The sequence below is a fragment of the Martelella sp. FOR1707 genome, from assembly GCF_053484265.1.
Map to the genome: position 1 here is coordinate 185,268 of NZ_JBAKFP010000003.1, position 13,245 is coordinate 198,512.

The window sequence follows — 13,245 nt, forward strand, 5'->3', positions numbered from 1 at the left end:
CAGGAGAATGACATGCTGAAGAAACTCGCATTCGCCGCCGCTCTTGCCCTGGCTCCCGGGCTGGCGAGCGCCGCCGACAAACTCGATGTGATCCTTGAATGGTATGTGAACCCCGACCACGGGCCGCTGGTGGTAGCCCAGGAGAACGGCTACTTCGCCGACCAAGGTCTCGATGTGGAACTGCTGCCGCCGTCCGACCCGTCCATGGTGCCGCGCATGGTGGCGACCGGCAAGGTCGATATCGGCATTCACTACCAGCCCAATCTCTATCTCGACCACGAGGCCGGCATCGATATCGTCCGCTTCGGCACGCTGGTCTCGACCCCACTCAACACGCTGACGGTGTTGAAAGACGGGCCGATCAAATCCGTCGCCGATCTGAAGGGCAAGAAGATCGGCTTCTCGGTGGCAGGCATCGAGGACGCTGTGGTGGCCACGATGCTGGAAAACGCGGGCCTTTCCAGGGACGACATCACCCTGATCAACGTCAATTTCGCGCTGACCCAGTCGCTGCTGTCCGGACAGGTCGATGCCACCATCGGCTCGTTCCGCAATATCGAACTGCCGCAGATGCGGATCGCCGGCCACGAAGGCAAGGCGTTCTTTCCGGAAGAGCATGGCGTGCCGGTCTATGACGAGCTGATCTACGTGACCCGCAGCGAGATGCTTGATGATGACCGCCTGCCGCGCTTCCTCGAAGCTGTCGAAAAGGCGACGGTCTTCATCGTCAACCATCCGGAGGAAGCATGGGAGAGCTTTGCCAAGGCCTATCCCGATCTCGACGATGAGCTGAACCGCCAGGCCTTCGCCGAATCCGTCGTCCGCTTCGCCAAGCGTCCCGCGGCCTCCGATGCCGCACGCTACAAGCGTTTCGGCGCGTTCATGGCGGAAAATGGACTGATCTCTGAAGCGCCGCCGGTCGACGCGATTTCAGTGTCGCTATCGCAGGAAAAGTAGATCGGCCTCAAATCGCCACAAAAGCACATTATAAAGAATTGAAAGAGGCGGCGCGCATGCCGCCTCGCTGTTTCGGTCTTTTGTGACGACAATTGCGGCGATACCGCCATCCAAAGACCGATCTCTATTCCTTCACGACAGGAGATCGGATCATGAAACTTGCCGGCCTTGTGCTGGTGGTGGTCGGGCTTGCGGGCCTCACCATCCGCATCTTGCTTTATCAATATCCCGACGTTGCGGGCACCATCGAGGGCAGCCTTCTGAGCCCGCTCTCCCACCTCGTCCTGGCCGCCGGCGCCGCACTACTCGCGGTGCATCTGCTCTACCGCGTGCTGCGCCACGTCATGCATTTCTGACGGCTGCAAGCGGTCGGCATGGGTCCGCGCGGCGCGTGTGGGCCTGCAGCCTCAAGGGCATTTCACGCTTCCCCGTTGGATACCCTATTGCATTGAAATCATGCTGTATTTTCCCTAGATAGGCGAGCGCATACCCGAATCCATGACCTACAGAGAAATTGCATGCACCTGAAATACCTTCCCCTCGTCATCCTTCTGTCTGCCTCCTCCGCAATGGCGCAGGACTGGGCCGATCCGGACCATCCGGAAATCGACTACTCCGGCGTCTACGGTCAGCTCGCCTCCGAAAACGGATATAAGGAAATGATCGGCTGGTGGTCGTATGGCGACGAGGGCAAGGCCTATGACGACATCAATATGCTGATGGTCGCATCCAATGCGTATCAGCTGATGAGGGAACACAAACACTGGACGCTTTCCGGCGAGTGCCTCGACGGCACGCTCATCGTCGCGCTCGACTATGATGTTTCGAGTGAACCGGGCGCCTTCGCGATCGCCGATGACGGCTTTATCGACGTCAACTACACGGTCGACAGCGATCGCCACTATGAGGAAGGCTGGGTCAACGCCATGGAGGGCACGCGCGCCGCCCTCTACGATGACGATGCCTATACCATCCTGAAGGATTTCGCCGAAAGCGGTGAAGTGGTCTTCGAAGTCACCGGCGCTGACGGCAAGGCCAATGAACTCGCCTTCGACCTTGCCGGATCGGAAGAGGTTCTGCCCCGGCTGTTTGCCGCTTGCGGCCGATAGAGCGTTCCGGACCGAGGCCTGGCGGTTGCGCGAAACGGCGTTGGCGGCGGGTCGTGTTCACTCGCCTTCGCTTTCAGCCTGTTCAGCAGCCCAGGCGCTGGCAGCTTCGACGGCAACCGGCGTCGCGGTTGGCGTAACGCCGAGATAGCTTTCGGTCTGGCTGGCAGGAATAGCGGGCCGCTGTGTCATTCGATAGAGCGCGTAAAGCGCGATTCCAGCGAATGTCACGCTGAGAACGAGCCAGAAGCTGAACGGTCCGGCCCGTTCCATCGCCCAGCCGGTGGCAAGCGGGCCGATAATGGCGCCGAGCCCGAACGTGAAGACCAGACCGCCCGACGCAGCCGGCATATCTTCAGGCGCAAGGTAATCATTGGTGTAGGCCAGGAAGAGCGCGTAAAGAGGCGTCGTCATTCCACCCGCGACGAAGGCGGAGGCCATCAGCGGCCATAATCCGCCGCCCGCCAACCAACCGCAAAGGCACGCCGCAGCAGCAACGACCGACGCTCCGAAGATCAATGTGCGCCGATCAACACGATCCGAAATCCAGCCAATCGGATACTGCAGCGCGAGAGCGCCCGCAAACAGCATTGCCACGAACAGCGATATCTGGTCCGCCGTCATGCCGATCAGCGCGCCGAAGACGGCGCCCATGCCCGACTGCGTCGCATAGGCGCTTCCAAGAAAGAATATGCCGACTGTGCCAAGCGGCGATTGGCGATAGAGCTCACGCAAGGGCATCGGTCGCGTGACCTCCGTCCGCGGCGCTCGCCCAACGGTTAGAAGCACGGGCGCAAATGAGATCGAGACGAGGATCGAAGCCCCGATGAAAAGCACGGAGGTTCGCGCGTCGCCAAGCGTCAACAGCCCCTGCGCGCCGATAATGCCGAGCGTCTGTGCAATCATGTAGGCCGACAGCACCTTGCCGCGCGTCTCGTTGGTCGAGGCATCGTTGAGCCAGCTTTCCGCCGTAACGTAGATGCCCGACATGCAGAAGCCAACGAGGATGCGCAGCAAGGTCCACGCCCACGGCTCAACGATCAGGGGAAAGGTGATGAGCCCGGCCGACATGAAGCTGCCAAGCGCTGCGAAGACCCGCACATGCCCGACATTGCGGATCAATGACGGCGTATAGCGGGCGCCCGAAAGAAAGCCGACAAAATAGCCGGATGTCACGACCGCGAGCGCCGTCGCAGAAAAACCCTCCAAACCGCCCCTCAGGCCGATGAGGGTGAATTGCATGCCGTTGCCGAGCATGATCAGGACAATGCCGACCAGCAGGGCCCAGATACCTGACAAGACTGTGACCATCGACGCCCCTCAAGCCGACCCGCCATTGGTGTTCGGCATCAGCTTATTGTGAACATTTGCCGGGTTGCAGGGTGTCTCATTTGCGCACAGAAACTGACTGAAACGCGCGCGCGCTAAAATCTGCAACGGTTTCCGAAGCGAGGCGTTCAAGGCGATATGTCGGAATATCCGATCCAGGGGCTCGCGCAAGCCACCATGCGATCAACGCACGACGATGACGGCGATAAAACCGACACCTAAATCCGCTTGCCCGCCCGCTCGTTCAGCGTGCTTTCGACAAAGGCCGCGACATCGCGGTCGGCGGGATAGAATTCGAGATAGCGCCGCCAGACCGCGACTGCGGCCTCCTGCCGCCCGGTCCTGTCGAGAATGGTCGCCATCAGACCGAGCGCGCCGAAATCGCGCGGCTCCAAGGACAGCGATGTGCGGATATCGTCCATGGCGCGTTCGAGATCGCCATGGGTGTAATGGAGCACGGCGCGCTTGCGGTAGGGGGCTGCCTCGTCCGGCCTCAGCGCGATCGCCTCCGACAGGAAATCGAGCGCGGCGGCGGTGCGGCCGTTATTCTCCGAATCATCCGACCATTCGATCAGCAGGGAAACCGTGGGGCTTGGCGAGCGATCGAGATATTCGTCGATCTGGCGGGCGAGATCCGCCGCCTGCCGGGCATCGCTTGTGCGTTTCAGCCGATCATAAAGCCTGTCCAGCGGATCGGCCTCGACAACCACGTCGGGCATTTCTGAAACCTGATCCTCCGCGGCATTGCCCTGCGCAAGCGCCGGCAGCGGGCCGGCAATGGCCAGGGCGGCGAGGATCAGAATGGCGGACACAAAAAAGCGCATGACGGGAATGGTATCCCGTCATGGCGAAAATTCAAACAGATAATGCGCTTAATATCTCAGCCCTGACGGGCCTTGAAGCGCGGGTTCTGTTTGTTGATGATGTATACCCGGCCCTTGCGGCGCACCAGACGGTTTTCCCGATGACGGGACTTGAGCGCCTTGAGCGAATTCTTGATCTTCATGTTTTCGATCCGCTGTTTGTGCCGCTCTCGACTGATCAGTAAAGGCGGTCAGAATTGATATTCAAAGGCGCGCCTTACAAAAAAGCGCGCCGGACAGTGGCCGCTACCTAGCGAATGATCGCCGCCAAGTCAACCGTCGCGACGCTTTTCCAGCACGGTGACATGACCCATTTTCCGCCCGGCACGGCTTTCGGCCTTGCCATAGAGATGAACGAGCGCGCCTTCGGTCGTCATCCACTCCGGAATCCGCTCCATGTCGTCGCCGATGATGTTATGCATCACGCAATCGCTGTGACGTGACGGGTCGATCAGCGGCAGGCCGCAAACGGCGCGGATATGCTGCTCGAACTGCGAGATGACGCAGGCCGCCTCGGTCCAGTGGCCGGAATTATGAACGCGCGGGGCGAATTCATTGGCAATCAGCCTGCCGTCGCGCGCGACGAACAGTTCCAGCCCCAGAACCCCGACATAATCGAGTCCGATCAGCAGCCGCTCTGCAGCAGCGCGGGCAGCCGCCGCAATGTCCGGCGAAACGCTGGCCGGAACGGTGGAGGTCCGCAGAATGCCCTCGCGGTGGACATTCTCGGCCGGATCGAAACAGACGATCGTGCCGTCCATGCCGCGCGCGGCGATCACAGAGATTTCGCGGTCGAAATCGATCCACTCCTCAAAGATCGCGGGCGCGCCATTGAGCGCTGCGAAAGCGGCCTCCGGATCATTGTCGCTGCCGTCAAACACCCACTGCCCCTTGCCGTCATAGCCGAAGCGGCGGGTCTTCAACACGCCGCGTCCACCGAACGCCTCAAGCGCGTCCGCAAGGTCCTCAGCGGTATCAACCGCCCGGAAACCGGCGGTGGCGATGCCGCTGTCGTTGAGGAAGGTCTTTTCGGTGAGCCGATCCTGCGACACGGACAGCGCGCGGGCCGGCGGATAGACAGGCCGTTCGGCGGAGAGAAGCGCGGCGCTTTTCTCCGGCACATTCTCGAATTCATAGGTGATGGTTTCGCAGGCCCGAGCGAGCTCGGGCAACGCCGCCTCGTCATCATAACCTGCCACGATATGACGGTTCGCGACCTGGGCGGCCGGGCAATCTTCCTGCGGCTCCAGAATGACGGTGCGGATCGAAAGCCGGGCGGCCGCCATGGCCAGCATGCGGCCAAGCTGGCCGCCGCCGATGATACCGATGGTCTTCATGAAACTCATTCGTCCTTGTCGATGGGGTATTCGGCAACGCTTGCCGCCTGGCGCACGCGATATTCATCGAGCCGACCTGCAAGCTCCGGATCGGCCAGCGCCAGAACGGCTGCCGCCAGAAGCGCCGCATTGACAGCGCCGGCCTTGCCGATGGCGAGCGTTCCAACCGGAATGCCCGCCGGCATCTGCACGATCGACAACAGGCTGTCCTGGCCGGAGAGCGCGCGCGACTGCACCGGCACGCCGAAAACCGGCAACGGCGTCAGCGCCGCCATCATGCCCGGCAGATGCGCTGCCCCGCCGGCGCCGGCAATGATGATCTGGAAGCCTTCGGCGCGGGCGCTGCGGGCGAATTCATACATGCGGTCCGGCGTGCGGTGGGCGGAGACGATCCGCGCGTCGTAATCGACGTCGAGAATATCGAGAATGTCGGCGGCGTTCTTCATCGTTTCCCAGTCTGACTGGGACCCCATGACGATGGCGACAGGCGGATTCTTGATCGGGCTCATCGGCATTCCATTGTTTCAACAAATTCGACGAATGTGGCACGCGCCGACCATGCGTCGTTTCGGGCGAAACACGCTCTAGCATCAATCGTTTTCGGTGAAAAGCAAGGCGCCGGGGAGATCCTGCCGGCCTGGGGCAAAATGCCCTCACAAAATCACATTTCCGCCTTCGACAAACGTCTTCGATCATGGCATTCTTACATTGCACTTTGATGACGAGGCGCCGCATCCGGCGGCGCGAAACCAAAGGAAGGACGTGTGCAATGACAGTTCAGACGCATCTTGCCGCTCTCGAGGAAAAGCATTCGGAACTTGAGAGGAAGCTTCACGACGTAATGGCTTCGCCGTCCAGCCCCGACCAGGAAATCGCATCGATCAAACGCAGGAAACTTCACCTGAAAGACGAGATTGAACGCCTCCATCACTCCGCTACTTAAGACACCCCCCTGTCCTCAAACGCCCCGGCAAAAACCGGGGCGTTTTTGTTTGCGTAGCGCGCGCCTGATCGCCGGCTCGAAGCCTGCGCAATGCTCACGTGTCGCCGTCCTTCTCCCGCTTCTTCATCACCCCGATCCTGAGCATCACCTCGCGCGGTATGTCATAGGTCGATTTCAGATGGTGATCGGTGCGCAGCCCCAGATAATCGCGCTGGATGAACAGCGCGAAAGCGCGGTCGGCCGCTGCCTGCACCAGTTCATCGCGGTCCTGATTGGAGCCCGGCGTCTCGTCGTGGCGTCTGAGCGCCGCCAGCGCCTCCTCCAGCCGTCCGCCGATCCGCCCCAGCGCCTGCGCCGTCTCCTGCATGATCTCGTACTGCAGGGCGTCCAGATCGGGATCAAGCGGCCTGCTGCTCGTGCCCGGCAATATCGGTTTCCTGGTGGCCATCGGGGTTCCTTCGTCTGCTCTATCAAAATCGGGAAGGTGCTGCGGGAGTTCAAGCGTCATGGGCAAATGACGGGCAGATAAAACGGCGCACGCATATTTGGCAACCGCCGCTCCCCCTCACCAGTTGCATACGAGCGCCCCTCTCCCCTTCTGGGCGAGGAGGAGCACTTCAGCGTTTTCCGTGCAAGCAACAAGATCGGGCAATGCCGTCTTCCCCTTCTCCCCGTGGGGGAGAAGGTGGCCAAAGGCCGGATGGTACAAAACAAAAAACCGCCGGGCGCTGCCACCCGGCGGTTTTTCTATTCGTGAAGCAAGCGAGGCTTACTGGTCGTCGCGGTTCTTGAGCGCAGCGCCCAGAATGTCGCCAAGCGAAGCGCCCGAGTCGGACGAACCGAACTGAGCCACGGCTTCCTTCTCCTCGGCGATTTCCAGCGCCTTGATCGACAGCATGACCTTGCGGTCGCGCTTGGAGAAGTTGGTGACGCGGGCGTCGAAGACCTGGCCGACCGAGAAACGCTCGGGGCGCTGGTCGTCGCGGTCGCGGGCCAGATCCGAACGGCGGATGAAGGCGGTAATGTCGTCGTGGTTGACGAGCTTCACTTCCACGCCGCCGTCATTGGTGCCGATGACTTCGCAGGAAACGACTGCACCCTTGCGCAGGTCGCCGGAAGCGGCTGCTTCCGTCAGCGCATCCTTGCCAAGCTGCTTGATGCCGAGCGAGATGCGTTCCTTTTCGATGTCCACATCGAGAACGACAGCCTTGACGATATCGCCCTTGTTGTATTCCTCGATGACCTGCTCGCCCGGACGGTTCCAGTCGAGATCGGAAAGGTGCACCATGCCGTCGACATCGCCTTCGAGACCGATGAACAGGCCGAACTCGGTCTTGTTCTTGATCTCGCCTTCGACTTCGGTGCCGGGCGGGTTGGAGAAGGAGAAGGCTTCCCACGGATTCTCGAGCGTCTGCTTGAGACCGAGCGAGATGCGGCGCTTGGCCGGATCGACTTCGAGAACGACGACATCGACGTCCTGCGTGGTCGACAGGATCTTGCCGGGGTGTACGTTCTTCTTGGTCCAGGACATTTCCGAGATGTGGATCAGGCCTTCGATGCCCGGCTCCAGCTCGACGAACGCGCCGTAATCGGTGATGTTCGTGACGGTACCGGAAATCTTCTTGCCTTCCGGATACTTCGCCGAAATGCCATCCCACGGGTCAGCTTCAAGCTGCTTCATGCCCAGCGAAATGCGATGCGTTTCCTGGTTGATGCGGATGATCTGAACCTTGACGTTCTGGCCGATGGTCAGAAGCTCGGTCGGGTGGTTGACGCGACGCCATGCCATATCGGTGACGTGAAGCAGGCCGTCGATGCCGCCGAGATCCACGAAAGCACCGTAATCGGTGATGTTCTTGACGACACCCTCGACAACCTGGCCCTCTTCGAGGTTCTGAACGATTTCCGAACGCTGTTCCGCACGGCTTTCCTCAAGAACGGTCCGGCGCGAAACGACGATGTTGCCGCGGCGCTTGTCCATCTTCAGGATTTCGAACGGCTGCGGCGTGTGCATCAGCGGGGAAACGTCGCGGATCGGACGGATATCCACCTGCGAACGCGGCAGGAAGGCGATGGCGCCGTCGAGATCGACGGTGAAGCCACCCTTGACCTGGTTGAAGATCAGACCTTCAACGCGCTCGCCGGCCTCGAACTTGGCTTCGAGCTTGATCCACGATTCCTCGCGGCGCGCCTTTTCGCGCGACAGGACGGCCTCGCCCAGCGCGTTCTCGATGCGCTCGACATAGACTTCGACTTCGTCGCCGACCTTCAGTTCGCCTTCCTTGCCCTTGGCGCCGAATTCCTTCAGCGGCACGCGGCCTTCGACCTTGAGGCCGACATCGATGATGGCGACATCCTTTTCGATGCCCGTGACGAGGCCCTTGGCGACATAGCCTTCGGCCAGATCATTGTTGGCGCCGAAGGATTCTTCCAGCATTGCGGCGAAATCGTCGCGCGTGGGGGTTTGTGCAGTCATAGAAACTCCTGGAACGTGTCGGCTCAAAAAGCCTGACACGGATGCGCCGGTGGCTGGTGTTGATATCAGGTAGTCAAAGCACCCCTCTTTCCCTTATGGCAAAGAGCATTCCGGCGCGTGGATGCTGTGAAAACCTCTATATGCGGGAAAACCCGCCAATTTCAGTTATTCCGGTCAAGCTGCCCGTCGATAATCGCGCGCGCGGCTTGAAACGCGGCCTCTATACCCATTTTGGACGTATCAAGCAAGTGCGCATCGTCCGCTGGTCTCAGCGGACTGTCCTCGCGGCCCATGTCGCGCGCATCGCGGCGCTTCACGTCCTCGAAGATTTCGGCGAAATCTGCCGTCCCGCCGCCGGCGACAATCTCGTCATAGCGGCGTCTGGCACGCAGTTCGGGATCGGCGGTCACATAAAGCTTCACTGTCGCACCGGGGCAGACCACCGTGCCGATGTCGCGACCGTCAAGCACCGCGCCGGCGCCGGTTTCGGCAAAGCGGCGCTGGGCGGCAACGAGCGCCGTGCGGACCCGGGGCATCGCCGCCACCTTTGAGGCCGCCTCGCCGATTTCGTGTGCGGAAAGCACCGCGCGGTCGAGGCCGGCAAGATCGATCGCGCCCGCCATTTCGGCGGCAATCGTCTCGTCATCGAGCGGCTTGCCGGCATCGATGAGGGCTTTGGCGGTGGCGCGATAGGTGAGGCCGGTATCGAGATGCGGCAGACCGTAATGGGCGGCGAGCTTGCGCGCCAGCGTCCCCTTGCCGGCCGCCGCCGGCCCGTCGATTGCAATCACCAATGCCATTCATCTCCGCCACCGGCCGGGGCCGGCTTTAATCTATGTAACGCGCCAGCCTCGTTCGATTCGGTCGATCTAATCGGAGGCTTCGCAACAAACAATCTCTCCCCTTGAGGGAGAGATGCCCCGACAGGGGCAGAGAGGGGTGAACCCTCTCCTCAAATTCGGAGCTTGCGGCTCATGCCGCTACCCCTCCCTGTCGCTTTCGCGACATCTCCCCCTCAAGGGGGGAGATTGGGAGCTGATAGGACCTAGCCTCGCCGGCCGGCAAAACCTTGCTGCGACGCAGTCACTACTTACTCCGAAGCAGCGTCGGCCAGCGCCTTGGCGTCGCGGTTGCCGTCATTGTCGCCGGCTTCGGCCTTCGGCGTGCGACGGCGGCGGGCGGGCTTCTTGGGGGCTTCGCCTTCCGGGGCCGCTTCGGCGGCAGGCGCCTTGTCCTCGGTTGCCGGCGCTTCGCCTTCCGCCGCGGTTTCAGCAGCGGCGCGCTTGGTGCGGCGCGGACGGGCGGCGGTCGAGGCGCGGCGACGCGGCTTGTCGACCGGCTGGCCGTTGGCGTCCTCGGCCATCACTTCGGCGGGCGTGCCTTCGATCACCGGCTGCGGCCCATCGGCATCGACGGCCTGCTCCTGGCGGCGATTGTTGCGACGGTCATTGCGCTCGTTGCGGTCATTGCGCTCGCCGCGGTCGTTACGATCATTGCCGTCATTGCGATCATCGGCGCGGTTGCCGTTGGCCTGGGCGGCGTTATCGTCATTATCATCATTGTCGGAGCGGTCGTCGCGCTGGTGGCGATCCTGCATCTGCGCCTGGGCGGCGGCGATGATCCGGTTATAGTGCTCGGCATGCTGAAGGTAGTTTTCAGCCATGACGCGGTCGCCGGCGCTTTGGGCGTCGCGCGCCAGCGTCATGTATTTCTCCGCCACATGCTGGGCGGTGCCGCGGACCTTCACATCGGGACCGGCGCTGTCATAGGTCCGGGTCAGCGGATTGGCGCCCTTGCGGTTAAAATTGTTATTATTGCCGCCGCGCCCGCGTCCGCGTTTATTCTGCTGTCCTGACCTCATGAAAACTTCACCTGAATTTCTGTTTATGGTCGAGCTACGCCCTTTGCCGGGCGGTGTCATGAACACACGGCGGCATAGTCCATCCGGCAGGGCATCTCAGCGCTGCCATTCGTGGAATTTAAGGACCTGAATCACGCAAAAGACGGTAAGTCGCAATGAACCAACACTGGACGGAAAACCTGTAGACTGAGGCCAAGCGACGAATCGCTGTTTGTTTCAGTCGCCGTTTTGCGTGGCTGCAACCTAGCCCGCCTGTGGAGAAATTCCAAGCCCTTTCTTTAGCTGATTTCAAAAAAATCCGGGCGTTTTAGCCGGAAAATCGCAATCTTTCGCGACAGGAACGCCGCGCAGTTTCAAATATTTAGACAGGTCTATCGCCGGCGGCCAAAAAGCCGCCGCCTCCATCTCCGGCCTCATTCGGCCCTGATGAAGATCAACGCGCGATCGTTTCCGCCGAGGTCCTTCGCTGCAACCGAGAGTTTGAAACCGGCCTCGGTAAACACCTTGGTCACCGACACCTTCTGTTCGGCTCCGATTTCGAGCGCCACGATCCCGCCTTCGGCGAGATGGTCGCCAGCGCCGGCGGCGATCGCCCGATAGGCATCCAGGCCGCTTTCGCCGCCATCAAGGGCTGCCAGCGGATCAAAGTCGCGAACTTCGGGCTGAAGCGACGCGATCTCATCGGAAACGATATAAGGCGGATTTGACACGATCATGTCAAAACGGCCGTCAATTGCGTCAAACCACGAGCCCTGCTTAAGGGCAAGCCGGTCGGCCACACCATTAATCAAGGCATTGCCGCGCGCCGTTTCAAGGGCGCCCTCGGAAATATCCGTTGCAACGCCTTCGGCTTCGGGACACTGGCTCAGCAGCGTGATCGCGATCGCCCCGGTTCCGGTGCCCAGATCGACAAAACGCGCCCGCCCGGTCTCGGCGATACGACGCTTCAGAAATGGCAGGCAGTGTTCAACCAGGATTTCGGTATCCGGCCGTGGCTCCAGCGTCTCCGGCGACAGCAGGAAATCGAGCCCGTAGAATTCACGCGCCCCGAGGATGCGGTAAACCGGCTCGCGGTTCTTGCGGCGCTCGACCGCTTCGGCAACCGCCTGCATCTCGATGGCATCGATCACCCGCGCGCCTTCGGTCACCATCTTGGTCAGCGTCAGACCGAGCACGCCGCTCACCAGATGGCGGGCGTCTTCCTGCGGCACATCGAGCCCCGCCGCCGCGAAGGCGTCGACGGTCTGGCGGTAGAGTTCCGAAAGCGTCACCTCAATGCGCCTCGACGCCGAGCATGGCAAGCTGGCCGGCCTGGTAATCGGCCACCAGCGCATCCACGACCTCGTCGAGATCGCCGGCAATCACCGCGTCGAGCTTGTAGAGCGTGAGGTTGATGCGGTGATCGGTGACCCGGCCCTGCGGGAAATTATAGGTGCGGATGCGCTCCGACCGGTCGCCGGAGCCGACCTGGCTCTTGCGGTCGGCGGAACGGGCGTCATCGGCGCGCTGGCGCTCCATGTCGTAGAGCTTGGCGCGCAGCACCTGCATGGCCTTGGCCCGGTTCTGGTGCTGGGATTTTTCCGATGAGGTGACGACGATGCCGGTCGGGATGTGGGTGATGCGCACGGCCGAATCGGTGGTGTTGACGTGCTGGCCGCCGGCGCCCGAAGAGCGCATCGTGTCGATGCGGATATCTTCCTGGCGCACATCGACATCGATCTCCTCGGCCTCCGGCAGCACGGCAACGGTGGCGGCGGAAGTGTGGATGCGACCGCCGGCTTCGGTTTCGGGCACCCGTTGCACCCGATGAACGCCGGATTCGAATTTCAGCCGCGAGAACACGCCCCTGCCGCTGACCGAGGCGATGATTTCCTTGTAGCCGCCGGCATCGCCCTCGCTCGCCGAAAGCACCTCCACCTTCCAGCCCTTGGAAGAAGCGTAGCGCTCATACATGCGGAACAGGTCGCCGGCAAACAGCGCCGCCTCGGAACCGCCGGTGCCCGCGCGGATTTCGAGCACGGCGCTCTTTTCATCGGCGGCATCACGCGGCAGCAGCAGGATCTGGATTTCGCCCGACAGCGCCTCGATCTTCTCCTCGAGATCGGGCATTTCCATTTCGGCAAGTTCGCGCATCTCGCGGTCGGTCGCCTTGTCGGCAAGCAAGGTTTCCAGATCGGCAAGCTCGCTTTCGGCGGCCTGATAATCGCGGATCTTCTTCACCACCGGTTCCAGCTCGGCATATTCGGAGGCGAGCTTCACATAGGTTTCCGCATCGGGACCGGACGACATCCGGGCCTCGACCTCGGAGAACCGCCGTTCCAGTTCGCGCATCTTGTCTTTGGGTAGCCTTGCCACGCCGGGATCACTCCGCTG

General features: G+C 61.6%; 15 protein-coding genes. 4 read left to right on the forward strand and 11 right to left on the reverse strand.

Features of this window, described 5'->3' with window-relative positions; genetic code table 11:
- The first annotated feature begins 12 nt into the window (after positions 1–12).
- The 3 genes from V6765_RS08785 (at position 13) to V6765_RS08795 (ending at position 2,066) form a co-directional block, all read left to right on the forward strand.
- Entirely contained in the window at positions 13–957 is a 945-nt protein-coding gene (locus V6765_RS08785) for an ABC transporter substrate-binding protein (RefSeq protein WP_448427823.1), read from the forward strand.
- Between the two features lie 152 nt (positions 958–1,109).
- The gene (locus tag V6765_RS08790) at positions 1,110–1,313 is read left to right on the forward strand and encodes a hypothetical protein (RefSeq protein WP_448427825.1); all 204 of its coding nucleotides are present in this window, start codon (positions 1,110–1,112) and stop codon (positions 1,311–1,313) included.
- A 162-nt stretch (positions 1,314–1,475) separates the two neighbouring features.
- Entirely contained in the window at positions 1,476–2,066 is a 591-nt protein-coding gene (locus V6765_RS08795) for a hypothetical protein (RefSeq protein WP_448427827.1), read from the forward strand.
- Positions 2,067–2,123: 57 nt separating this feature from the next.
- Here V6765_RS08795 and V6765_RS08800 read toward each other — a convergent pair whose 3' ends face one another.
- The 5 genes from V6765_RS08800 to purE form a co-directional block, all read right to left on the reverse strand.
- Positions 2,124–3,374, reverse strand: a complete 1,251-nt coding sequence (locus V6765_RS08800; protein WP_448427829.1) for an MFS transporter — start codon at positions 3,372–3,374, stop codon at positions 2,124–2,126.
- A 236-nt stretch (positions 3,375–3,610) separates the two neighbouring features.
- The gene (locus tag V6765_RS08805) at positions 3,611–4,216 is read right to left on the reverse strand and encodes a tetratricopeptide repeat protein (RefSeq protein WP_448427831.1); all 606 of its coding nucleotides are present in this window, start codon (positions 4,214–4,216) and stop codon (positions 3,611–3,613) included.
- 56 nt (positions 4,217–4,272) lie between these two features.
- Entirely contained in the window at positions 4,273–4,398 is a 126-nt protein-coding gene (gene ykgO / locus V6765_RS08810; RefSeq protein ID WP_018064355.1) for a type B 50S ribosomal protein L36, read from the reverse strand.
- 129 nt (positions 4,399–4,527) lie between these two features.
- Positions 4,528–5,601 (reverse strand): 5-(carboxyamino)imidazole ribonucleotide synthase, encoded by a 1,074-nt coding sequence (locus tag V6765_RS08815; RefSeq protein ID WP_448427834.1) that lies wholly within the window; start codon positions 5,599–5,601, stop codon positions 4,528–4,530.
- On the reverse strand, positions 5,598–6,107 hold the full coding sequence (gene purE, locus V6765_RS08820) for a 5-(carboxyamino)imidazole ribonucleotide mutase (RefSeq protein WP_448427836.1): 510 nt from the start codon (positions 6,105–6,107) through the stop codon (positions 5,598–5,600). The genes V6765_RS08815 and purE overlap by 4 nt, the downstream gene beginning before the upstream one ends.
- A gap of 254 nt (positions 6,108–6,361) precedes the next feature.
- Between purE and V6765_RS08825 the strand changes: the two genes are divergently transcribed.
- Positions 6,362–6,535, forward strand: a complete 174-nt coding sequence (locus V6765_RS08825) for a YdcH family protein (RefSeq protein WP_448427838.1) — start codon at positions 6,362–6,364, stop codon at positions 6,533–6,535.
- Between the two features lie 94 nt (positions 6,536–6,629).
- Here the strand turns inward: V6765_RS08825 and V6765_RS08830 are convergent, their stop codons facing one another.
- From V6765_RS08830 to prfA, 6 genes are all read right to left on the reverse strand, one after another.
- Entirely contained in the window at positions 6,630–6,983 is a 354-nt protein-coding gene (locus tag V6765_RS08830; RefSeq protein WP_448427840.1) for a DUF6665 family protein, read from the reverse strand.
- Between the two features lie 321 nt (positions 6,984–7,304).
- On the reverse strand, positions 7,305–9,011 hold the full coding sequence (gene rpsA / locus V6765_RS08835; RefSeq protein WP_448427842.1) for a 30S ribosomal protein S1: 1,707 nt from the start codon (positions 9,009–9,011) through the stop codon (positions 7,305–7,307).
- A gap of 161 nt (positions 9,012–9,172) precedes the next feature.
- Positions 9,173–9,811: a (d)CMP kinase gene (cmk, locus tag V6765_RS08840; RefSeq protein WP_448427844.1), complete on the reverse strand. Its 639-nt coding sequence runs from the start codon at positions 9,809–9,811 to the stop codon at positions 9,173–9,175.
- A 290-nt stretch (positions 9,812–10,101) separates the two neighbouring features.
- Positions 10,102–10,872: a DUF4167 domain-containing protein gene (locus tag V6765_RS08845; RefSeq protein ID WP_448427846.1), complete on the reverse strand. Its 771-nt coding sequence runs from the start codon at positions 10,870–10,872 to the stop codon at positions 10,102–10,104.
- A gap of 413 nt (positions 10,873–11,285) precedes the next feature.
- Entirely contained in the window at positions 11,286–12,149 is an 864-nt protein-coding gene (gene prmC / locus V6765_RS08850; RefSeq protein ID WP_448428774.1) for a peptide chain release factor N(5)-glutamine methyltransferase, read from the reverse strand.
- Positions 12,145–13,227 (reverse strand): peptide chain release factor 1, encoded by a 1,083-nt coding sequence (prfA, locus tag V6765_RS08855; RefSeq protein WP_448427848.1) that lies wholly within the window; start codon positions 13,225–13,227, stop codon positions 12,145–12,147. Before prfA ends, prmC begins: the two co-directional genes overlap by 5 nt.
- Positions 13,228–13,245 lie beyond the last annotated feature (18 nt).

Coding starts and splice junctions, on each gene's coding strand:
- V6765_RS08785 (WP_448427823.1), top strand. CDS start 13: ATGCTGAAGAAACTCGCATTCGCCGCCGCTCTTGCCCTGGCTCCCGGG.
- V6765_RS08815 (WP_448427834.1), bottom strand. CDS start 5,601: ATGAGTTTCATGAAGACCATCGGTATCATCGGCGGCGGCCAGCTTGGC.
- cmk (WP_448427844.1), bottom strand. CDS start 9,811: ATGGCATTGGTGATTGCAATCGACGGGCCGGCGGCGGCCGGCAAGGGG.
- ykgO (WP_018064355.1), bottom strand. CDS start 4,398: ATGAAGATCAAGAATTCGCTCAAGGCGCTCAAGTCCCGTCATCGGGAA.
- V6765_RS08805 (WP_448427831.1), bottom strand. CDS start 4,216: ATGCGCTTTTTTGTGTCCGCCATTCTGATCCTCGCCGCCCTGGCCATT.
- V6765_RS08830 (WP_448427840.1), bottom strand. CDS start 6,983: ATGGCCACCAGGAAACCGATATTGCCGGGCACGAGCAGCAGGCCGCTT.
- V6765_RS08795 (WP_448427827.1), top strand. CDS start 1,476: ATGCACCTGAAATACCTTCCCCTCGTCATCCTTCTGTCTGCCTCCTCC.
- V6765_RS08800 (WP_448427829.1), bottom strand. CDS start 3,374: ATGGTCACAGTCTTGTCAGGTATCTGGGCCCTGCTGGTCGGCATTGTC.
- purE (WP_448427836.1), bottom strand. CDS start 6,107: ATGCCGATGAGCCCGATCAAGAATCCGCCTGTCGCCATCGTCATGGGG.
- V6765_RS08845 (WP_448427846.1), bottom strand. CDS start 10,872: ATGAGGTCAGGACAGCAGAATAAACGCGGACGCGGGCGCGGCGGCAAT.
- rpsA (WP_448427842.1), bottom strand. CDS start 9,011: ATGACTGCACAAACCCCCACGCGCGACGATTTCGCCGCAATGCTGGAA.
- V6765_RS08790 (WP_448427825.1), top strand. CDS start 1,110: ATGAAACTTGCCGGCCTTGTGCTGGTGGTGGTCGGGCTTGCGGGCCTC.
- V6765_RS08825 (WP_448427838.1), top strand. CDS start 6,362: ATGACAGTTCAGACGCATCTTGCCGCTCTCGAGGAAAAGCATTCGGAA.